The organism is Leifsonia sp. 2MCAF36 (assembly GCF_052115525.1).
Taxonomy (GTDB): Bacteria; Actinomycetota; Actinomycetes; order Actinomycetales; family Microbacteriaceae; genus Leifsonia.
Map to the genome: position 1 here is coordinate 137,170 of NZ_JBFRGV010000002.1, position 20,285 is coordinate 157,454.

Genomic DNA, 20,285 nt, shown 5'->3' on the forward strand with positions numbered 1-20,285 from the left:
AGGTTGAAGGTTCCCGTGGAGGCCGGACGTGACAGCACAACAGAACTACCTCGCCGTGATCAAGGTCGTCGGTATCGGCGGAGGCGGTGTCAACGCCGTCAACCGCATGATCGAGCTCGGCCTCCGCGGCGTCGAGTTCATCGCCATCAACACGGACGCGCAGGCGCTGCTGATGAGCGACGCCGACGTCAAGCTCGACGTCGGCCGCGAGATCACCCGCGGCCTGGGTGCGGGTGCAGACCCCGAGGTCGGCCGCCGCGCCTCCGAAGACCACGCGGAAGAGATCGAGGAGGCGCTCGCGGGCGCCGACATGGTCTTCGTCACGGCGGGGGAAGGCGGCGGCACCGGCACCGGTGGCGCGCCCGTCGTCGCCCGTATCGCGAAGTCGATCGGCGCCCTCACCATCGGTGTCGTCACCAAGCCGTTCTCCTTCGAGGGCAAGCGCCGCCAGCAGCAGGCCGAGGCCGGCGTCCAGCGCCTGAAGGAAGAGGTCGACACCCTCATCGTCGTGCCGAACGACCGGCTGCTGGAGATCAGCGACCGCGGCATCAGCATGCTGGAGGCGTTCTCCACCGCCGACCAGGTGCTCCTCGCCGGTGTCCAGGGCATCACCGACCTGATCACCACGCCCGGCCTCATCAACCTCGACTTCGCCGACGTCAAGTCGGTCATGCAGGGCGCCGGGTCCGCGCTGATGGGCATCGGCTCCTCCCGCGGCGCCGACCGTGCCATCAAGGCCGCGGAGCTGGCCGTCGCATCCCCCCTGCTCGAGGCGTCCATCGACGGCGCGCACGGCGTGCTGCTCTCCATCCAGGGCGGATCGAACCTCGGCATCTTCGAGATCAACGACGCCGCCCGGTTGGTCCAGGAGGCGGTGCACCCCGAGGCGAACATCATCTTCGGTGCGGTCATCGACGACACCCTCGGCGACGAGGTCCGCGTGACCGTCATCGCCGCGGGCTTCGACGGCGGCGAGCCGAACTCCCGCCCGGTGACAGCGGACTCGCGCCGCGCGAGCTTCGTCGAGGCCGGCTCCGAGCACGACCAGGTGGCCTCCTCGGCCGAGGTCGAGGCCGGCGAGATCCCGGCCCCGGACACCTCTCCCTGGCAGACCGGCGAGAACCCGGTCACCGAGGCAGCCCCACAGAAGGACCCGGCGTTCGACGACGAGAATGACGACCTCGACATCCCCGACTTCCTCAAGTAACGGGCTGGCCGAACGGCTCGCCGCGGTCCGGGAGGGTGTCACCGACGCCGCCCGGGCCGCCGGCCGGTCCCCGGAGGAGATCACGACCATCGTCGTGACCAAGTTCCACCCGGCGTCGCTGGTGCGCGAGCTCGCGGCGCTCGGCGTGCGCGACGTGGGGGAGAACCGCCACCAGGAGGCGCAGGAGAAGGCGGCCGAGCTGGCCGACCTGGACCTCCGCTGGCACTTCGTCGGTCAGCTGCAGAGCAAGAAGGCGCGCCAGGCGCGGCGGTACGCCTCCGTCATCCACTCGGTCGACCGCCTGTCGCTGGTGGATGCGCTGGCCTCCGACGAGGCGGTTGTAGACGCGTTCGTCCAGCTCAACCTGACCGACGACCCCGCCCGCGGCGGCGTCGCCGACGGCGACCTCGAGCCCCTCGTCGAGCACGTCCTCGCCACGTCCGGGCTGCGCCTCCTCGGCGTCATGGCCGTCGCCCCGCTCGGGGAGGAGCCGGCGCGCGCTTTCGAGCGCGTACGGGCCGCCTCCGAGCGCGTGCGCTCGCTCGCTCCCGAGGCGTCCGCAATCTCGGCCGGAATGTCGCAGGACTACCGCGAGGCGATCGCGGCAGGCGCGACACACCTTCGCATCGGGACGGCCATTACCGGGAATCGGCCAGAGCTTCGTTAATCTCGAAACAAGAGTTCACACGCGTGGCGAGGCGTCGACGCGCAGGTCTGTACGGAGGAAGCGATGGCCAACCCGCTGAAGAAGACGATGGTCTACCTGGGCCTCGCCGACGAGGAACTGGAGTACGAGGAGCAGCAGGAGCAGGTCCAGCACCAGCCCCGCCGCGAGGCTCCCGTCCACACGCCTGCCGCATCGCCGGTCCAGGCCGTCCCCCACCCCGCACCGGTCGCCCCCACGGCCGGCCGCGCTCCGGTCACGCCGCTGCGCAAGACCTCAACAACCGCACGGAATGCATCGGTACAGGAAATGAACGAGATCCTCACGGTCCACCCCCGCCAGTACCGCGACGCCCAGGCGATCGCCGAGTCGTTCCGCGAGGGCATCCCGGTCATCATCAACCTCTCGCAGATGAGCGAGGGCGACGCCCGCCGCCTCATCGACTTCGCGAGCGGCCTCTCGCAGGGCCTCTACGGCAAGATCGAGCGGGTCACCCCGAAGGTGTTCCTGCTCTCGCCCAGCCACGTCGTCGTCTCCGGCGAGCACGGCGGGCAGGACGCGGAGGTCGACGCCTCCTTCTTCGCCCAGGCCTGACGTCCGGTACGCGACGCGCTGTCGTCCATACTGGGAGAGTGTTCCTCGTCGTCTCGATCATCGCGACCGTCCTCTATTACGCGCTGCTGATCTACTTCTTCGTGCTGTGGGCGCGGTTCGTCCTGGACCTGGTGCGCGTGTTCGCCCGACAGTGGCGTCCGCGCGGCTTCGGCCTCGTGCTGGCCGAGTCGACCTATGCGGTCACCGACCCGCCCATCCGCTTCTTCCGCCGGGTCATCCCGCAGGTGTCGATGGGGCGGGTGGCGATCGACTTCGGCTGGAGTCTCACCATGCTCGTCGTCATCATCGGCTTGTACGTGACCCTGGGATTCCGCTGAGCGTCGCTCCCGGTCCCGCGCTCAGCCTCGTTGTATCGTTGACGAGCCGACGCGCCGACGTGCGTCGGCGTGCGCGACCGACGCCCGCTTTGCTAGCGTTGGGCTGCACGCGTTCGAGTTCCGATATCCCGATTAAGGTGGCTTGCCATGGCGCTGACTCCGGAAGATGTAGTCAACAAGCGGTTCCAGCCGACGAAGTTCCGCGAGGGCTACGACCAGGACGAGGTCGATGACTTCCTCGATGAGGTCGTCGTCGAGCTGCGTCGCCTGAACCAGGAGAACGAGGAGCTCAAGCAGCGCCTCGTGGCCGCCGACTCGCGGATCGCCGAGCTGCAGCGCAGCGCCGGCCAGGGCGGCGCCCCCGTCGCTGCCGCCCCCGCGCAGGGCGGGAACGGCGACGCCGAGCGCCTGCAGCGCGAGAACGAGGAGCTCAAGCAGCGCCTCGCCCAGGCCCAGCAGGAAGCCGCGCAGGCCAAGCAGCAGGCCGAGCAGCAGGTTCAGGCCGCCCCCGCCGCCTACCAGGCGCCGGCTGACGACGCGAACGACCCGAACGCCACCAACAACCTGCTCCAGCTCGCCCGCCGCCTCCACGAGGAGCACGTGCGCGAGGGTGTGGAGAAGCGCGACCAGCTCATCGCCGAGGGGCACGCCACCGCCGCTCGCATCGTCGCAGAGGCCGAGTCGAAGCAGCGCGCGCAGATCAGCGCGCTCGACCAGGAGCGCACCGGACTGGAGCGCCGCATCGACGAGCTCCGCACGTTCGAGCGCGACTACCGCAAGGGCCTCAAGACGTACATCGAAAGCCAACTGCGCGACCTCGACGCCCCGGTCCAGGGCGGCGGCCAGAACGCCGGCGGCCGCTCCGCCGCGCCGGTGAGCGCCGGCAACTCAGTCCCCGCACCGGTCTCGGCCGGTGGTTCCGACGAGTCGAGCAACCAGGGCCAGCCCCCGGTCTTCCCCGGTTTTGGAGGCTAGTCCCTCCCGGCCCAAGGTCAGCATCAGGGCCTTGGCGGTCCTGGCGGTGGTCGCGCTGTGCGTGTACCTCATCGACCAGATCGCCAAGGTCCTGGTCGTCTCGAACCTGTACGAGGGCCAGCAGCTCGAGGTCCTGGGCCAGCTGCTTCAGTTCCATTTCGTCAAGAACGCCGGCGCCGCATTCTCCATCGGGAGCGGCTCGACGTGGATCTTCTCCATCGTCGGGGTCGGCGTCCTCGGCTTCGTCATCTGGTACGCCCCGCGCATCCGCTCCGTCGCCTGGGCCGTGCTCTTCGGTCTGCTCCTCGGCGGCTTGCTCGGCAACCTGACCGACCGCCTGTTCCGGGCTCCAGGGTTCGGGGTCGGCCATGTGGTCGACTTCCTGCAGATCCCGCTGCTCCCCGCCATCTTCAACCTGGCCGACGTGGCGATCGTGTCCAGCATGGCGCTGTTCCTGATCCTCACCCTGCGCGGCATCGGCCTCGACGGCCGGCGCGGGCAGGACGAGGAGCTCGAGGATGCAGAGCTCGGGGATGCGGAGGGCACTCCCGCGGTCGAGTCACCTGCGCCTGACGCGCCGACTCCTGACGCGCCGACTCCTGACGCGCACACGTCCGACGCGCCCGCACCAGACACGCACGACAAGCCGCAGAGCTAGATGGAGTCGCGCAGCTTCCCGATCCCGGACGGGCTCGACGGCTCGCGCGTCGACGCCGGGCTCGCCAAGCTCCTCGGCTTCTCGCGCAGCTTCGCCGCTGAGATCGCCGAGTCGGGCGGTGTGACAGTGGATGGGCGCGAGGCGGGCAAGTCCGACCGCCTGACGGCGGGCTCCTGGCTCGAGGTCTCCTGGCAGCCGAAGTCGGACGTCGAAATCGTGCCGATCGCGGTGCCCGAGTTGACGGTCGTGCACGACGACGACGACATCGTCGTGATCGACAAACCCGTCGGCGTGGCCGCGCATCCCTCGGTCGGCTGGGAAGGCCCGACGGTGCTCGGCGCGCTGGCCGCCGCCGGATTCACCATCGCCACCTCCGGTGCCGCCGAGCGTGCCGGGATCGTGCACCGCCTCGACGCGGGCACGAGCGGTCTCATGGTGGTCGCGAAGTCAGAGCGCGCGTACACCGCGCTGAAGCGCGCCTTCCACGACCGGACGGTCGAGAAGATCTACCACGCGGTCGTGCAGGGACACCCGGACCCGCTCACCGGCACCATCGATGCCCCGATCGGGCGCCATCCGCGCTCCGACTGGAAGTTCGCGGTGGTCGCGGGGGGCAAGCCGTCGGTCACGCACTACGAGACGATCGAGGCGTTCCCCTCGGCCAGCCTTCTGGAGGTCCACCTCGAGACCGGGCGAACCCACCAGATCCGGGTGCACATGGCGGCGCAGCGGCACCCCTGCGTCGGCGACGCGATGTACGGCGCCGACCCCGTGCTGAGTGCGAGACTGGGCCTCACCCGGCAGTGGCTGCACGCCGTCCAACTCTCCTTCGACCACCCGGCCACAGGGGAGTGGGTCACCTTCACGACGACCTACCCGGCCGACCTGCAGCACGCCCTCGACGTCCTCCGAGAGTCGTAACCTCCCGGCCCGCCGCCGAAAAAGGGAGGAATTTCATCCCATCCGGGCGTCGCTTTTCCTCCCCTCCCCGCAACCCGTCGGCGTGTCGCGGGGAACCTCCTCCGTTGTCCGCGCGGCCGCCCCGCGGGCGCGAAAAAGTCCGTAGGCTGAAGGCGTCATGAGCGACTCTTTCGTCCACCTCCACGTCCACAGCGAGTACTCGATGCTCGACGGGGCGGCGCGCGTGAAACCCCTGATCGAGGCCGCCGCCGCGCAGGGGATGCCCGGCGTCGCGGTCACCGACCACGGCAACATGTTCGGTGCGTTCGACTTCTGGCGCACCGCGACGGATGCCGGCATCAAGCCGATCATCGGCACCGAGGCGTACCTCACGCCCGGCACGCACCGGACGGACAAGACCCGCATCCGCTGGGGCGACGGGGGCGGCGACGACGTCTCCGGCTCCGGCGCCTACACGCACATGACGATGCTCGCGGCCACGACCGAGGGCATGCACAACCTGTTCCGGATGTCGTCGTACGCCTCCATGGAGGGCTACTACTTCAAGCCGCGCATGGACCGCGACCTGCTCAGCCGCTACTCGCAGGGCATCATCGCGACGACGGGGTGCCCGTCCGGCGAGGTGCAGACCCGGCTCCGCCTCGGCCAGTACGAGGCCGCCCGGGCGGCCGCGGCCGACTACCGCGACATCTTCGGCAAAGAGAACTTCTTCGCCGAGATCATGGACCACGGACTCGGCATCGAGCGCCGCATCATGTCCGACCTCATCCGGCTGGCGAAAGACCTGGGACTGCCGCTGGTCGCCACCAACGACCTCCACTACACGCACGCCGAGGACGCGAAGAGCCACGCGGCGCTGCTGTGCGTGCAGTCGGGCTCCACCCTCGACGATCCCAATCGCTTCAAGTTCGACGCGGACGAGTTCTACCTGAAGACGCCGGAGCAGATGCGGCAGCTGTTCCGCGACTACCCGGAGGCCTGCGACAACACGCTGGCCATCGCGGAGCGCTGCGATGTCCAGTTCGACACCGCCGCCAACTACATGCCGCGCTTCCCGGTCCCCGAACAGGAGACCGAGCAGACCTGGTTCGTCAAGGAGGTCGAGAAGGGCCTCCAGGAGCGTTACCCCGCGGGCATCACCCCGGAAGTACGCAAGCAGGCGGACTACGAGATCGGCGTGATCTCGCAGATGGGCTTCCCCGGCTACTTCCTCGTGGTCGCCGACTTCATCAACTGGTCCAAGCGCAACGGCATCCGGGTGGGCCCGGGCCGTGGTTCCGGCGCCGGTTCGATGGCCGCATACGCGATGCGGATCACCGACCTCGACCCGCTCCAGCACGGCCTCATCTTCGAGCGTTTCCTGAACCCGGACCGCGTCTCCATGCCCGACTTCGACGTCGACTTCGACGACCGCCGCCGTGGTGAGGTCATCAAGTACGTGACGGAGAAGTACGGTTCGGAGCGCGTCGCTCAGATCGTCACGTACGGCACCATCAAGGCCAAGCAGGCGCTGAAAGACTCCGGCCGCGTCCTCGGTTTCCCGTTCTCCATGGGCGAGAAGCTCACGAAGGCGATGCCGCCGCCCGTCATGGGCAAGGACATCCCACTGACCGGGATCTTCGACAGGGACCACCCGCGCTACAAAGAGGCCGTCGACATCCGTGCGGTCGTCGAGACCGACCCCGAGGCCAAGACCGTCTTCGACACGGCCCTGGGCCTGGAGAATCTGAAGCGGCAGTGGGGTGTGCACGCCGCCGGCGTCATCATGTCGTCCGACCCGCTGATCGACATCATCCCGATCATGAAGCGGGAGCAGGACGGCCAGATCGTCACCCAGTTCGACTATCCGGCCTGCGAGTCGCTCGGCCTGATCAAGATGGACTTCCTGGGGCTCCGCAACCTCACGATCATCAACGACGCACTCGACAACATCCGCGACAACCGCGACGAGAACCTGGTGCTCGAAGACCTGGAGCTCGACGATCGGCCCGCCTACGAGCTGCTGTCCCGAGGCGACACCCTGGGTGTGTTCCAGCTCGACGGCGGCCCGATGCGCTCCCTGCTGCGCCTGATGAAGCCGGACAACTTCGAGGACATCTCGGCGCTCATCGCGCTGTACCGGCCGGGCCCGATGGGCGCGAACTCGCACACCAACTACGCGCTCCGCAAGAACGGTCTGCAGGCGATCACGCCCATCCACCCGGAGCTCGCCGAGCCCCTCGCGGAGATCCTCTCGACCAGCTACGGCCTCATCATCTACCAGGAGCAGGTGATGGCGATCGCCCAGAAGGTCGCCGGCTTCTCGCTCGGCCAAGCAGACATCCTGCGGCGCGCGATGGGCAAGAAGAAGAAGTCCGAGCTGGACAAGCAGTTCGCGGGCTTCTCGCAGGGTATGCAGGCGAACGGCTACTCGATGGAGGCCGTCAACAAGCTGTGGGAGATCCTGCTCCCGTTCTCCGACTACGCCTTCAACAAAGCGCACTCCGCCGCCTATGGCGTGATCTCGTACTGGACCGCGTACCTCAAGGCGCACTATCCGGCCGAGTACATGGCGGCGCTGCTGACGAGCGTCGGCGACTCCAAAGACAAGATGGCGCTCTACCTGAACGAGTGCCGCCGGATGGGCATCAAGGTGCTCGCCCCCGACGTCAACGAGTCGAACCTGTACTTCGCGGCCGTCGGGTCGGACATCCGCTTCGGCATGGGCGCGGTGCGCAACGTCGGCGCGAACGTCGTCGAGGGCATCCGGGAGGCGCGCGAGGGCAAGGGCCGCTTCGAGACGTTCCACGACTTCCTGAACAAGGTCCCCATTCACGCGGCGAACAAGCGGACCGTCGAGTCGCTGATCAAGGCCGGCGCGTTCGACTCGCTCGGTCACACCCGCCGCTCCCTCGTCGAGGTGCACGAGGATGCGGTGGAGTCCGCAGTCAAGATCAAACGAAACGAGGCGAACGGCGACGTCGGGTTCGACTTCGACAGCCTCTGGGGCGACGACGAGCCGAACCAGGCTCAGCACCACATCCCGGCGCGGCCGGAGTGGGCCAAGCGCGACAAGCTGGCGTTCGAGCGCGAGATGCTCGGCCTGTACGTCTCCGACCATCCGCTCGCCGGTCTCGAGCTGCCGCTGGCGAAGCTGGCGAGCACCGGCATCGCGGAGCTCGTCGGCTCGGAGAATATCCAGGACGGCGAGACGGTCACCATCGCGGGACTCGTGACCAGCGTGCAGCACCGCGTGGCGAAGGCTTCCGGCAACCAGTACGGCATGATCCAGGTCGAAGACTTCGGCGGCGAACTCACCGTAATGTTCATGGGCAAGGCGTACCAGGAGTACTCGCAGGCTCTGCAGGGCGACGCGATCGTCGTGGTGCGCGGGCGGGTCAGCCTGCGCGACGACGGGATGAACCTGCACGCTTTCTCGCTGATGACGCCGGATCTGGGCCAGGCGAACGACGCGGGTCCGCTCATGATCACCATGCCGGACCAGCGGGCGACGACCGACACGGTGACGTCGCTCAGCGAAGTGCTCGCGCGCCATCCGGGCGACAGCGAGGTTCGTCTGCGCCTGGTGAAGGGTCAGGTCGCCCGGGTCTTCGAGGTGCCGAAGCCGGTCACGGTCTCCGCCGACCTGTACGGCGAGCTGAAAGGCCTCCTCGGCCCCAACTGCCTGGTCTGACGCGGCCCGCGGTCAGACGCTCGAGTCGTGATTAGGTGCGCCTATTCCACGCGAGTTGCGACATGATGTCGCGACTCGGCAGGGTGCGGCCCGCGGTCAGACGGCGGTGCCGGGGCGCCAGTACGTCCGCTCGTGGTAGACGAGGGGAGCGTCGTCCTCACCCAGCTCGCCCTGTTCGATCTGCACGATCACGACCGCGCTGTTGTGGACCTGCACCCGCTCCAGGATGCGGCCGACCATCCACGCCGTGGTGTCCTTGATCACGGGCAGCCCGTGCGGGCCGCGGTACCAGTGGTCGCCGAGGAAGCGCTGCTGGTTGTCGCCGGAGAGGATCTGCGCGACCCCTCGGTTGCGCACCCCGAGCGTGTGGATGACGACCCGGTCCGTCTCGACGAGGGCCGACCAGCTGGACGCCGACAGCGCCATGTTGAAGGTCGCCAACGGTGGAACCGCCGCCAGCGACGCGAGCGACGTGGCGGTGAAACCCACCGGCGTCCCGTCCGCCCGCTGTGCGGTCACAACCGCGACCCCGGCCGCATGGCGACGGAACGTCTGCCGGAAAGCGGCGAGATCGGGAGTGGCGTCGGTGACCGTGCCGTCGGTGGGGTCGGGGGATGCGCTGTTCATACTCTGCTTACAAGCTCGAATCTGCGTCGGTCATTCCGCGGGAGGCCATTCCGGTGCGGGGTCGTCCAGCGGATAGGCTTGACGGGCCATGATCCAGACCCTCGACCTCCGCGGCGTCCAGCCTACCCGTGCGGCCTTCCAACGACTCGTGCCCCGTCCCGTCGTCGACGTGCAGGCCGCGATGACGGTGGCCTCCGAACTCATCGCCGACGTCCGGGAGCGCGGCGTCGCTGCGCTGCGGGAACAGGCGGAGCGGTTCGACGGCGGCGCGCCAGCATCGCTTCGCGTGCCGCAGGATGAGATCGATGCCGCCGTGGAGGCTCTTCCCGCCCTGGTGCGCGAAGCGCTCGAGGAGGCCATCGCACGGGTGCGCGAGGCGACCGCCGCCCAGGTCCCTGCTCCGGCCGAGACCATCATCCGTCCCGGTGCCAGTATCGTGCAGCGTTGGGAGCCGGTCGAGCGGGCCGGACTGTACGTGCCGGGCGGCAAGGCCGCCTACCCGTCCAGCGTCGTCATGAACGCGGTGCCCGCGCAGGTCGCGGGCGTCGCCTCCGTCGCCCTGGTGAGCCCGCCGCAGCGAGAGTTCCGGGGAGCCGTCCACCCGGTCATCCTGGGCGCCGCCGGGCTGCTCGGCATCGACGAGGTGTACGCGATGGGAGGCGCCGGTGCGATCGGCGCGCTCGCGTACGGCGTCGAAGAGCTGGGGCTGGAGCCGGTGCAGGTCATCACCGGTCCGGGCAACATCTACGTCGCCGCGGCGAAGCGCGTCGTCCGCGGCCAGGCGGGCATCGACTCGGAGGCCGGGACGACGGAGATCCTCGTCATCGCCGACGACACGGCCGACGCCGCCTACGTTGCTTCCGATCTGGTCAGCCAGGCCGAGCACGACGAAGCGGCCGCGTCCCTCCTGGTCACCGACAGCCCCGGGTTCGCCGACCGCGTCGTCGCGGAGTTGGGGCGGCTGGTCGACGCGACCAAGCACGCCGAACGCGTCCGCACCGCGCTGGGCGGTCCGCAGTCCGCCGTCGTCCTCGTCGACGACCTGGCTGCGGCCGCCGCGTTCAGCAATGCCTACGGCCCCGAGCACCTCGAGCTGCAGACGGCCGATCCGGATGCGCTGCTCGCGTCCATCCACAACGCCGGTGCGATCTTCCTCGGGCCGAACTCGCCGGTGAGCCTGGGCGACTACCTCGCCGGCTCCAACCACGTGCTCCCGACCGGGGGTCAGGCCCGCTTCTCACCCGGACTCGGCGCCTACTCGTTCCTCCGGCCGCAGCAGGTGATCCGCTACGACCGTGAGGCGCTGAGTGAGGTGGCCGACCGGATCGTGGCGCTGTCCAGCGCGGAGGACCTGCCAGCCCACGGCGAGGCCGTCACCCAGCGGTTCCGCACCAGCTGAGCGATAGAATCGAACCATGTTCTGCCCCTTCTGCCGCCACCCGGACTCCCGTGTCATCGACTCGCGGACGAGTGACGACGGGCTCTCCATCCGTCGCCGTCGGCAGTGCCCGGAGTGCGGCCGCCGCTTCTCCACCACGGAGACCGCGAGCCTCAGCGTGATCAAGCGCAGCGGCGTGGCGGAGCCGTTCAGCCGCGAGAAGATCGTGCTCGGCGTCCGGAAGGCGTGCCAGGGCCGCCCGGTCACCGACTCCGACCTCGCTGTGCTGGCGGGGAAGGTGGAGGAGACCATCCGGTCGACGGGCGCCTCCCAGATCGAGGCCAACGACATCGGCCTGGCCATCCTGCCGGAGCTGCGGGAACTCGACGAGGTCGCGTACTTGCGCTTCGCGAGCGTCTACCAGGCGTTCGACTCGCTCGACGACTTCGAGTCGGCGATCCGCTCGCTGCGCCTGGCGCACCAGCCGGAACCGGTCGAGGCGAAGTAGCGCTTCTATCGCGTCACCTACCGGTATTCTCGAACCGGCATGTATCGCGCACTCTTCAACCTCGTCCTCTCCCGCCTCGACCCCGAGCGGGCCCATCACCTCGCCTTCGTGGTGATCCGCGCCCTCCCGGCTGTGGGTCTCGGCGGGCTGGCGCGCCGGTTCACCGCGCCCGACCCGTCGCTCGCAGTGGAGGCCCTCGGCCTCCGTTTCGAGTCGCCGTTCGGCGTGGCCGCCGGTTTCGACAAGGACGGCGAGGCGGTGCTCGGGCTCGGCACCCTCGGCTTCGGCCACGTCGAAGTCGGCACGATCACGGCACTCCCGCAGCCGGGCAACGACAAGCCGCGGCTGTTCCGTCTCATCCCGGACCGGGCGGTGATCAACCGGATGGGCTTCAACAACCACGGAGCCGGCGCTGCAGCCGACCGCCTGCTGCGCGTGCGCCGATCCGGGCGGCGTCCTGTGCTCGGGGTCAACATCGGCAAGTCCCGTGTCGTCGCCGTCGAGGACGCGACCGCCGACTACCTGACCAGCGCTCGCGCGCTCGCGCCGGTTGCCGACTACCTCGTCGTGAACGTCAGCTCGCCGAACACTCCCGGTCTTCGCGGGCTGCAGGAGCTCGAGCTCCTGTCCCCGCTGCTGGCTGCGGTGAAGGACGTCGCGGGGGAGACCCCGCTGCTGGTGAAGATCGCCCCCGACCTGACGGACGATCAGGTCGAGCGCATCGCGCGACTCGCCGTGGAACTGGGCCTGGCCGGCATCATCGCCACCAACACCACGATCTCCCGTGAGGGGCTGTCGACCGACGCCCCCGTGGTCGAAGCCGCCGGGGCCGGTGGCCTGAGCGGAGCGCCGCTGGCGGCCCGGTCGCTGGAGGTGCTGCGTCTCATCCGCGCCGTCGTACCGCCCGAGCTCTGCGTCATCTCGGTGGGCGGCGTCGAGACCGCGGAGGACGTGCAGGAGCGCCTGGATGCGGGAGCCACGCTCGTGCAGGGCTACACCGCGTTCCTCTACCGCGGCCCGCTGTGGGCGCGGCAGATCAACCGTGGGCTGCTACGCCTCCGGCGTGCCCTGGTGGAAGCGTAGGCGCCAGCGTCCCGAGCTGCGCACCCACAGCGAGCTGCGCAGGGTCGCGCCGCGCGCATCCGTCGTCCGGGCGGTGAGGAGCAGCGCGTCCCCGGCGACCCGGTCGACGCCGAGCACTTCGATGGCGGCCGCCGGAGCGTCGTCGACCGCGAGTTCGGAGACCAGGGCGTCGCGGCCCCAGAGGCGCCCGGATCGGCCGATCTCCTCGAACGAGGGATGCAGCAGCTCGGCCAGGCGCGACGCGTCGGAACGGACGGACGGTTCAAGCAGCTCGCGCTCGAGGCGGGCGACGGCTTCTTCGTCCGTCTCCTCCGGCGGGAGCGCATCGAAGAGGTCGAACTCCAGTGCGGAGTCGGCGGGCGCAGCGGTGGCCGGAGCGGCAGCAGTCGCTACGGACGGAGCCGCCGCAGCGGCCGGCGCGGGAGCCAGCGCAACAGGCGGCGCCGCCTCGACGACCGCGCGGCCCGGCCATCCCGGACCGATCGGGATCGCGTCGCCCTTCTGGTACGCCGTCGCGACGGCGCGGGCGCGATCGTCCGCGGCCTCATTCAGGTCGTGACCGGCGTGGCCCTTCACCCACTCGAAGCGGTAGCTGCGCCCCTGCAGGGCACGATCCAGCCTCTCCAGCAGTTCGCGGTTGAGCACGGGCGCGCCGTCGGCCTTGCGCCAGCCTTTGCGCTTCCAGCCCGGCATCCACTTGGTCACCGCGTTGATCACGTACTGGCTGTCGCAGAAGATGTGCAGGTCTTCGCCCAGGTGCGCCGTCGCCTCGAGGAGGTCGATGACGGCCATGAGCTCGCCCTGATTGTTGGTGCCGTGCGGCCATCCACCCGCGGACCAGTGGTCATCGTCCACGTACCAGGCCCAGCCGGCCGGACCGGGGTTACCGAGGGCGGAGCCGTCCGCCGCCGCGACGATCGTCACGTCAGCTCGGGAACTGGCCGCGCTTGACCTGCGGCTTCGGGAGGCGCATGACCCGCAGCTGCACTGCGCGCATCGCGGCGTACCAGCGCAGGCCGCGCTCCACCTTCGTCTTGCCGAACTTGTCGCCGATGCGGCGCCGGATGCGGAACCCGAGCACGACGCAGTCGATCACGGCGATGGCGAAGAAGCCCCACAGTGCGAACAGGCCGTACACCTGGAGCGCGGGCGAGGGGAGGAACGTCAGGACGATGACGATCAGCATCACCGGGATGAGGAATTCGCCGATCGAGAAACGCGCATCCACGTAGTCGCGGACCCATCGTCGCTGCGGTCCGCGGTCCCGGGCGGTCAGATAGCGGTCATCACCGGCCGCCATGCCGACGCGCGCCTTCTCGCGGGCTTCGGCCTGCTTCGCGCGTGCGGTGCGGGCCGCCTCCTTGCGGTCGGTCGGCACCAGGGGGCGCTTGCGCGCGGCCTCCTGCTGGCGGCGCGAGGGCGTCGGGGCGCCCTTGCCCTGCTTCAGACGGGCAGCCGTCTCTTCCGGGGTCTCCGCCGCAGGCGTCTCCGCCTCGGCCGGGTTCTGTCGCTTTGCCAACTTCGTGCCTTCGATCGTGGGGTCCGCTTAAGATTACCCGCATGACAGAGAGCCAGCAGACCCCCGTTCCGCCCACTTCCTCCGGATCCGCCGCCGCTGCCGTGGAGGATGCAGAGCAGAACGTCCGCACCGCGGTCGATGCGGGCCTGCCGTCGGCCGTCGCCGACCTCTCGCAGCTGGTCCGCATCCCCTCGGTGTCCTGGTCCGCTTTCGACCCGGCGAACGTGCGTCGCAGCGCCGAGGCCGTCGCCGCACTGCTGACCGACACGGGTGCGTTCGACACCGTGGAGATCAAGCAGGCGCCGATCGGCGACGGAGAGACGCTCGGTCAGCCGGCGGTCCTCGCCACACGCGCCGCCCGGAACGGCCGGCCGACGGTCCTCCTCTATGCGCACCACGACGTGCAGCCCGAGGGCGACGAAGCGAACTGGAACACGCCACCGTTCGAGCCGACCGTGCGCGGCGACCGCCTCTACGGCCGGGGAGCCGCGGACGACAAGGCGGGCGTGATGGCGCACGTCGCGACGGTGCGCGCCCTGCGGGAGACGTTCGGCGACGACCTGGACCTCGGACTCGCCGTCTTCATCGAAGGGGAGGAGGAATTCGGCTCGCGCTCGTTCGCGAACTTCCTCGAGCAGAACCAGGCGGCCCTCGCCGCGGACGTGATCGTCGTGGCCGACTCCGACAATGTCGATATCGACACCCCGGCGCTCACGGTGTCGCTGCGCGGCAACGTGACCTTCCGCCTCACCGTGTCGACGCTCGAGCATGCCTCGCACTCCGGCATGTTCGGCGGCGCGGCCCCGGATGCGATGCTCGCGCTGGTGAAGCTGCTCGCCACCCTGCACGACGAGAACGGAGCGGTCGCGGTCGAGGGCCTGACCTCGTACACGGACGCCCCGGAGCCGCCCGCGTTCAGCGAGGAGCAGCTGGCGGAGGACGCCGGGTTCCTCGACGGGGTCACCAGCGTCGGGACGGGCCCCATCCTGTCCCGGATGTGGTCGCAGCCGACCATCACGGTCACCGGCATCGACGCCCCCACCGTCGCCAACGCCTCCAACACACTCCTGCCGAGCGTCGCCGTCCGGATCAGCTCGCGGGTCGCACCCGGGCAACCGGCACGGGCCGCGTACGAGGCGCTCGAACGACACCTGCGGGCGCACGCGCCCTTCGGCGCCCACGTCGCCATCGACGACGTCGACCTCGGCGACCCGTTCCTCGTCGACACGGCGGGCTGGGCGGCCACCGAGGCGAAGCGCGCCATGACAGACGCCTGGGGGAAGGAGGCGGTCGAGACCGGTATCGGCGGGTCCATTCCGTTCATCGCCGACCTCGTGCGCGACTTCCCGGAGGCCCAGATCCTGGTCACCGGCGTTGAGGATCCGGACACGCGCGCGCACAGCCCGAACGAGTCGCTGCACCTCGGCGTCTTCAAGCGCGCCATCCTCTCGGAGGCGCTGCTGCTGGCCCGTCTGAACGAGCGCAGCGCGCACTGAGCGAATTGGCACCTGGGCGACGTACAATCGATCCAGATTTCGTTCCGAAGTCCGAACCATCCTTTCGTGAGGAGATCCATGACCGACACAACGCTGACCGCGACCAAGGCCCACGGAGTCGGCCTGACCGACACCGCGGCGTCGAAGGTCAGGAGCCTGCTCGAGCAGGAGGGCCGCGACGACCTGCGTCTGCGCGTCGCCGTCCAGCCCGGTGGATGCTCCGGTCTGATCTACCAGCTGTACTTCGACGAGCGCATGCTCGACGGAGACGCGACCGTCGACTTCGACGGGGTTGAGGTCATCGTCGACAAGATGAGCGTTCCGTACCTCGACGGCGCGACGATCGACTTCGAGGACACGATCCAGAAGCAGGGTTTCACCATCGACAACCCGAATGCGACCGGTTCGTGCGCCTGTGGAGACTCGTTCCACTGAGCCGTATAGCACAGGAATTCACTGGAGCCGCCCCCTCGTGGGGCGGCTCTTTTGTTCGGATCAGGGTGTCAGTCGGAGTAGGGTAGAGACAGCCACATACAGTTGCATGTGAACTGTCCCAGTAGTCACTCGAAAGGTCACCGGTGCGTCACAATCGCCGTCTCCGATGGGCTGCCATCCCGATTGCCGCGGCGCTCGTCGTGGCTCTCGCGGGCTGCACTCAGGCCCAGCTGCACGGATTCCTCCCGGGCTTCGTCGAGGGCGAACCGCCCGTCACGAACCACACCGAGCGCATCAGCGGCCTGTGGGTGACGAGCTGGATCGTCCTCCTCATCGTCGGCATCGTCGTGTGGGGGCTGATCCTCTGGGCCGTCATCGTCTACCGCCGCCGCAAGGGCCAGACCGGCCTCCCGGTTCAGCTGCGCTACAACATGCCGATCGAGATCTTCTACACGATTGTGCCGCTCATCCTCGTGCTCGGCTTCTTCGCCTTCACCGCGCGTGACCAGGCCGCGATCGAGAAGCCGTACGCGAACCCGGACCTCAAGATCCAGGTCTACGCGAAGCAGTGGGCGTGGGACTTCAACTACGTGACCGACAACGTCTACGACCCGGGAGTCCAGGTCCAGCCGGACGACAACAGCGCAACTCCGGGATCGGTCCAGGAGGGCAAGGTCCCGACCCTGTACCTGCCCGAGAACAAGAAGATCACCATCCAGCTCGACTCGCGCGATGTGATCCACTCGTTCTGGGTGCCGGCGATGCTCTACAAGAAAGACGTCATCCCGGGCAAGACCAACTACATCTACTTCCAGACGACGAGCCGCACCGGCACGTTCGTCGGCAAGTGCGCCGAGCTCTGCGGCGAGTACCACTCGGCGATGCTCTTCAACGTGAAGATCGTGTCGCAGGCGGAGTACGACGCACACATCCAGCGCTTGAAGGACCAGGGATACGAGGGCCAGCTGGGCTCCGAGTACGACCGCAACCAGAACCTGCCGGGCAGGGGCGCCACTCCGGGCCCCCAGGGCGGCAACGAGTAGGACGCACTGATGACGACGACAGCACCGGCACCGGGAGCCACCACCGCTCCCAAGCCAACGCCTACGTTCCTCACCGCGAACGGTGTGGAGCGCAAGGGCAACATCCTCGTGAACTACATCACGTCGACGGACCACAAGACCATCGGGTACATGTACCTGATCTCGTCGTTCGTGTACTTCCTGATCGGCGGCGTGATGGCCCTGATCATCCGTGCCCAGCTCTTCGAGCCCGGCCTGAACGTGGTGGGCACGAAGGAGCAGTACAACCAGCTCTTCACGATGCACGGCACGATCATGCTGCTGATGTTCGCGACGCCGCTGTTCGCGGGCTTCGCGAACGTGCTCATGCCGCTGCAGATCGGCGCGCCTGACGTCGCCTTCCCGCGACTCAACGCGCTGGCCTACTGGTTCTACTCGTTCGGCTCGCTGATCGCGGTCGCCGGCTTCCTCACTCCGCAGGGTGCGGCCTCGTTCGGATGGTTCGCCTACGCGCCACTCTCCAGTACGACGTTCTCGCCCGGTATCGGCGGAAACCTCTGGGTACTGGGCCTCGGGCTGTCGGGCTTCGGCACCATCCTGGGTGCCGTGAACTTCATCACGACGATCATCACCCTGCGTGCTCCCGGAATGACCATGTTCCGCATGCCGATCTTCACCTGGAACACCCTGGTGACCTCGATCCTCGTGCTGATGGCCTTCCCGGTTCTGGCCGCTGCGCTGTTCGCTCTGGCCGCCGACCGCGTGTTCGACGCGCACATCTACGACGCCGCGAACGGCGGAGCTCTGCTCTGGCAGCATCTGTTCTGGTTCTTCGGGCATCCGGAGGTCTACATCATCGCGCTGCCGTTCTTCGGCATCGTGTCGGAGATCTTCCCGGTGTTCAGCCGGAAGCCGATCTTTGGTTACAAGACGCTGATCTACGCGACGATCTCGATCGCCGCCCTGTCTGTCACCGTGTGGGCGCACCACATGTACGTCACCGGCTCGGTGCTGCTGCCCTGGTTCTCGCTGATGACGATGCTGATCGCGGTTCCGACCGGTGTGAAGATCTTCAACTGGATCGGCACGATGTGGCGCGGTTCACTGACCTTCGAGTCGCCGATGCTGTGGTCGATCGGCTTCCTGATCACCTTCACCTTCGGTGGTCTGACCGGTGTCATCCTGGCGTCGCCGCCGCTCGACTTCCACGTGTCCGACACGTACTTCGTGGTCGCGCACTTCCACTACGTGGTGTTCGGTACCGTCGTATTCGCGATGTTCGCCGGGTTCTACTTCTGGTGGCCCAAGTGGACCGGCAAGATGCTCAACGACCGGCTGGGCAAGTGGCACTTCTGGCTGCTGTTCATCGGCTTCCACACCACCTTCCTCATCCAGCACTGGCTGGGCGTGGTCGGTATGCCGCGTCGGTACGCGACGTACCTGCCGTCCGACGGGTTCACCTGGATGAACCAGGTCTCGTCGATCGGCGCCGGCATCCTCGCCATCTCGATGATCCCGTTCTTCGTGAACGTGTACCTGACCGCGCGGAACGCGCCAAAGGTGATGGTGAACGACCCGTGGGGCTACGGCCGTTCGCTCGAGTGGGCGACCAGCTGCCCGCCGCCGCGGCACAACTTCACGTCGATCCCGCGCATCCGTTCGGAGTCGCCGGCGTTCGACCTGAACCACCCCGAAGCGGGCATCCCGATCGGTGTGGGTTCGGCGAAGGACGCCCCCGACGCACCCGTGCACGACGTCGCGAACGACCAGGTGAGGTAACCCATGCGCGCCAATGCCATCCTGTTCTGGATCCTCTCGGTCTTCTTCGTCCTGTCCGCGATCGTCTACACGCTGTGGAACCTGCTCGACCAGTTCCACCGCAACGTGGAGTGGGTCGGAACGGTCGGCATGCTCCTGGCCGCCGTCCTGTCGGCGTTCATCGCCTTCTACGTCGGTCGGTCGCACGCGTCCCAGGGCGGTGAGCTGCCGGAGGACCGCCTCGACGCCAACATCGACGACGGCGACGCCGAACTCGGGTCCTTCAGCCCGTGGAGCTGGTGGCCGTTCTCCCTGGCGGTCGGCGCCGGCCTGGTGATCCTCGGCCTCGCGGTCGGCATCTGGATCTGCTTCATCGGTGTCGCGTTCAGCCTCGTCTGCATCGTGGGCTGGGTCTACGAGTACTACCGCGGCTACTTCGCGCGCTGAGCCTGCACCACCTGCGAGGGCCGTCTCCCACGGGAGGCGGCCCTCGCTGCGTGTGGGAGTCATCTATGGGACGCGACACGCCGTCAACACGCTCGCTGAACGGCGTGTTGCGTCCCACAGATGCCCGCGGGTGGCGTCAGCGACGGGTGAGGCGGATGACATCCACCGAGACCGTGGTCGACGTGGTCGCGACTGCGGCGTCCGGGGTGCCCCCTGCGGCCGAGTGCCGTGCGGAAGGCCCCATGCCCACCAGCGCATCGCGGAGTGCGTCATCGAGGCCTACGTCGTAGGACACATGTTCGCGGCTGTGCAGGGCGTACAGGGCCGCTGAGGCGGCGATGACGTCCTCTGCCTTGTCCGACGGGATGTCGAGCATCCTGCCCTCAGCCCTGAGCGCCGCGAGGTGGTCGGCGCGCGGCACCACGACGACCAGTGTGCCTGCCGGGCGCAGGACGCGGTGGAACTCCGGCAGGTTGCGCGGGGCGAACACGTCGAGCACGGTGTCTGCCGACTCCGACCGCACCGGGAGCGGGCGCCACGTGTCGGCGACCAGTCCGTCGACTCGCCCCGACGATCGTACGGCGCGTGCCACCGCCTGCGGCGACAGGTCCATCGCGAGTCCGGTTGCTGCGGTCGACGAGGCGAGGGCGGCTCGCAGGTAGTAGCCGGTACCCGCCCCCGCGTCGATGATGCGCTCACCCTGCGCTGCTGACGTCACGGCCGCCGCGATGGGGGAGTACGCGCCGCTTTCGAGGACCAGGTCGCGCGCGTCCAGCATCTGGGCCGTGTCCCCGAGATGCTTGGTTCCCCCGCCGAGCAGGGAGACGTATCCGCGCTTGTTGACGTCGTGGCGGTGACCGTTGGCGCAGGCCAGCGTCAACGGAGCCGCCGCTTCCAGGTCGGCGTTGCAGACGGGGCAGCGCAGCCAGGAGGCGAGCCGGACGAGGTCAACGGGCATGGCGGGGTGCCTCAGCGAGGGAGT

The 20,285-nt window shown here is 68.6% G+C and carries 20 protein-coding genes; 16 read left to right on the plus strand and 4 right to left on the minus strand.

Annotated elements, in window-relative coordinates; all coding sequences use genetic code 11:
* Nucleotides 1-28: 28 nt before the first annotated feature.
* The 8 genes from ftsZ (at nucleotide 29) to dnaE (ending at nucleotide 9,030) form a co-directional block, all read left to right on the plus strand.
* Entirely contained in the window at nucleotides 29-1,207 is a 1,179-nt protein-coding gene (ftsZ, locus tag AB4079_RS04190; RefSeq protein ID WP_441786032.1) for a cell division protein FtsZ, read from the plus strand.
* On the plus strand, nucleotides 1,173-1,874 hold the full coding sequence (locus AB4079_RS04195; RefSeq protein ID WP_441786033.1) for a YggS family pyridoxal phosphate-dependent enzyme: 702 nt from the start codon (nucleotides 1,173-1,175) through the stop codon (nucleotides 1,872-1,874). The genes ftsZ and AB4079_RS04195 overlap by 35 nt, the downstream gene beginning before the upstream one ends.
* A 63-nt stretch (nucleotides 1,875-1,937) precedes the next feature.
* Nucleotides 1,938-2,465, plus strand: a complete 528-nt coding sequence (locus AB4079_RS04200; RefSeq protein WP_441786034.1) for a cell division protein SepF — start codon at nucleotides 1,938-1,940, stop codon at nucleotides 2,463-2,465.
* 38 nt (nucleotides 2,466-2,503) lie between these two features.
* Nucleotides 2,504-2,803, plus strand: coding sequence for a YggT family protein (locus AB4079_RS04205; RefSeq protein WP_441786035.1), 300 nt, complete (start codon nucleotides 2,504-2,506; stop codon nucleotides 2,801-2,803).
* Nucleotides 2,804-2,950: 147 nt separating this feature from the next.
* Entirely contained in the window at nucleotides 2,951-3,778 is an 828-nt protein-coding gene (locus AB4079_RS04210; protein WP_441786036.1) for a DivIVA domain-containing protein, read from the plus strand.
* 31 nt (nucleotides 3,779-3,809) lie between these two features.
* Nucleotides 3,810-4,436 (plus strand): signal peptidase II, encoded by a 627-nt coding sequence (gene lspA / locus AB4079_RS04215; RefSeq protein WP_441786037.1) that lies wholly within the window; start codon nucleotides 3,810-3,812, stop codon nucleotides 4,434-4,436.
* Nucleotides 4,437-5,357, plus strand: a complete 921-nt coding sequence (locus tag AB4079_RS04220) for an RluA family pseudouridine synthase (protein ID WP_441786038.1) — start codon at nucleotides 4,437-4,439, stop codon at nucleotides 5,355-5,357.
* A gap of 157 nt (nucleotides 5,358-5,514) precedes the next feature.
* Nucleotides 5,515-9,030, plus strand: coding sequence for a DNA polymerase III subunit alpha (dnaE, locus tag AB4079_RS04225; RefSeq protein WP_441786039.1), 3,516 nt, complete (start codon nucleotides 5,515-5,517; stop codon nucleotides 9,028-9,030).
* Between the two features lie 96 nt (nucleotides 9,031-9,126).
* Here the strand turns inward: dnaE and AB4079_RS04230 are convergent, their stop codons facing one another.
* Entirely contained in the window at nucleotides 9,127-9,657 is a 531-nt protein-coding gene (locus AB4079_RS04230; protein ID WP_441786040.1) for a flavin reductase family protein, read from the minus strand.
* Between the two features lie 88 nt (nucleotides 9,658-9,745).
* Between AB4079_RS04230 and hisD the strand changes: the two genes are divergently transcribed.
* From hisD to AB4079_RS04245, 3 genes are read left to right on the plus strand one after another with little or no spacing between them, the layout of a single operon-like run.
* Entirely contained in the window at nucleotides 9,746-11,056 is a 1,311-nt protein-coding gene (gene hisD / locus AB4079_RS04235; protein WP_441786041.1) for a histidinol dehydrogenase, read from the plus strand.
* A 16-nt stretch (nucleotides 11,057-11,072) separates the two neighbouring features.
* Nucleotides 11,073-11,543: a transcriptional regulator NrdR gene (nrdR, locus tag AB4079_RS04240; protein ID WP_441786042.1), complete on the plus strand. Its 471-nt coding sequence runs from the start codon at nucleotides 11,073-11,075 to the stop codon at nucleotides 11,541-11,543.
* A 39-nt stretch (nucleotides 11,544-11,582) separates the two neighbouring features.
* A complete protein-coding gene (locus tag AB4079_RS04245; protein ID WP_441786043.1) occupies nucleotides 11,583-12,626 on the plus strand; it encodes a quinone-dependent dihydroorotate dehydrogenase in 1,044 nt (347 codons plus the stop codon).
* On the opposite strand, the gene AB4079_RS04250 is transcribed toward AB4079_RS04245, so the two are convergent.
* Both AB4079_RS04250 and AB4079_RS04255 read right to left on the minus strand, forming a co-directional pair.
* A complete protein-coding gene (locus AB4079_RS04250; RefSeq protein WP_441786044.1) occupies nucleotides 12,594-13,550 on the minus strand; it encodes an RNase H family protein in 957 nt (318 codons plus the stop codon). The genes AB4079_RS04245 and AB4079_RS04250 overlap by 33 nt on opposite strands.
* 1 nt (nucleotide 13,551) lies before the next feature.
* Entirely contained in the window at nucleotides 13,552-14,145 is a 594-nt protein-coding gene (locus tag AB4079_RS04255) for a DUF3043 domain-containing protein (RefSeq protein ID WP_441786045.1), read from the minus strand.
* Between the two features lie 41 nt (nucleotides 14,146-14,186).
* On the opposite strand from AB4079_RS04255, the gene AB4079_RS04260 reads away from it, so the two are divergent.
* The 5 genes from AB4079_RS04260 (at nucleotide 14,187) to AB4079_RS04280 (ending at nucleotide 19,303) form a co-directional block, all read left to right on the plus strand.
* A complete protein-coding gene (locus AB4079_RS04260) occupies nucleotides 14,187-15,641 on the plus strand; it encodes a dipeptidase (RefSeq protein ID WP_441786046.1) in 1,455 nt (484 codons plus the stop codon).
* A gap of 78 nt (nucleotides 15,642-15,719) precedes the next feature.
* Entirely contained in the window at nucleotides 15,720-16,076 is a 357-nt protein-coding gene (gene erpA, locus AB4079_RS04265; protein WP_441781937.1) for an iron-sulfur cluster insertion protein ErpA, read from the plus strand.
* A 143-nt stretch (nucleotides 16,077-16,219) separates the two neighbouring features.
* On the plus strand, nucleotides 16,220-17,119 hold the full coding sequence (gene ctaC, locus AB4079_RS04270; RefSeq protein ID WP_441786047.1) for an aa3-type cytochrome oxidase subunit II: 900 nt from the start codon (nucleotides 16,220-16,222) through the stop codon (nucleotides 17,117-17,119).
* A 9-nt stretch (nucleotides 17,120-17,128) separates the two neighbouring features.
* Nucleotides 17,129-18,877 (plus strand): aa3-type cytochrome oxidase subunit I, encoded by a 1,749-nt coding sequence (gene ctaD / locus AB4079_RS04275; protein WP_441786048.1) that lies wholly within the window; start codon nucleotides 17,129-17,131, stop codon nucleotides 18,875-18,877.
* Between the two features lie 3 nt (nucleotides 18,878-18,880).
* A complete protein-coding gene (locus AB4079_RS04280) occupies nucleotides 18,881-19,303 on the plus strand; it encodes a cytochrome c oxidase subunit 4 (RefSeq protein ID WP_441786049.1) in 423 nt (140 codons plus the stop codon).
* Nucleotides 19,304-19,439: 136 nt separating this feature from the next.
* Here the strand turns inward: AB4079_RS04280 and AB4079_RS04285 are convergent, their stop codons facing one another.
* Nucleotides 19,440-20,261 carry a putative RNA methyltransferase gene (locus tag AB4079_RS04285; protein WP_441786050.1) on the minus strand — a complete coding sequence of 274 codons (822 nt, stop codon included), beginning with the start codon at nucleotides 20,259-20,261 and terminating at the stop codon, nucleotides 19,440-19,442.
* Nucleotides 20,262-20,285 lie beyond the last annotated feature (24 nt).

Coding starts and splice junctions, on each gene's coding strand:
- AB4079_RS04230 (WP_441786040.1), bottom strand. CDS start 9,657: ATGAACAGCGCATCCCCCGACCCCACCGACGGCACGGTCACCGACGCC.
- AB4079_RS04280 (WP_441786049.1), top strand. CDS start 18,881: ATGCGCGCCAATGCCATCCTGTTCTGGATCCTCTCGGTCTTCTTCGTC.
- AB4079_RS04220 (WP_441786038.1), top strand. CDS start 4,437: ATGGAGTCGCGCAGCTTCCCGATCCCGGACGGGCTCGACGGCTCGCGC.
- AB4079_RS04195 (WP_441786033.1), top strand. CDS start 1,173: ATGACGACCTCGACATCCCCGACTTCCTCAAGTAACGGGCTGGCCGAA.
- AB4079_RS04285 (WP_441786050.1), bottom strand. CDS start 20,261: ATGCCCGTTGACCTCGTCCGGCTCGCCTCCTGGCTGCGCTGCCCCGTC.
- AB4079_RS04245 (WP_441786043.1), top strand. CDS start 11,583: ATGTATCGCGCACTCTTCAACCTCGTCCTCTCCCGCCTCGACCCCGAG.
- AB4079_RS04210 (WP_441786036.1), top strand. CDS start 2,951: ATGGCGCTGACTCCGGAAGATGTAGTCAACAAGCGGTTCCAGCCGACG.
- ctaD (WP_441786048.1), top strand. CDS start 17,129: ATGACGACGACAGCACCGGCACCGGGAGCCACCACCGCTCCCAAGCCA.
- erpA (WP_441781937.1), top strand. CDS start 15,720: ATGACCGACACAACGCTGACCGCGACCAAGGCCCACGGAGTCGGCCTG.
- AB4079_RS04200 (WP_441786034.1), top strand. CDS start 1,938: ATGGCCAACCCGCTGAAGAAGACGATGGTCTACCTGGGCCTCGCCGAC.
- hisD (WP_441786041.1), top strand. CDS start 9,746: ATGATCCAGACCCTCGACCTCCGCGGCGTCCAGCCTACCCGTGCGGCC.
- nrdR (WP_441786042.1), top strand. CDS start 11,073: ATGTTCTGCCCCTTCTGCCGCCACCCGGACTCCCGTGTCATCGACTCG.
- dnaE (WP_441786039.1), top strand. CDS start 5,515: ATGAGCGACTCTTTCGTCCACCTCCACGTCCACAGCGAGTACTCGATG.
- AB4079_RS04260 (WP_441786046.1), top strand. CDS start 14,187: ATGACAGAGAGCCAGCAGACCCCCGTTCCGCCCACTTCCTCCGGATCC.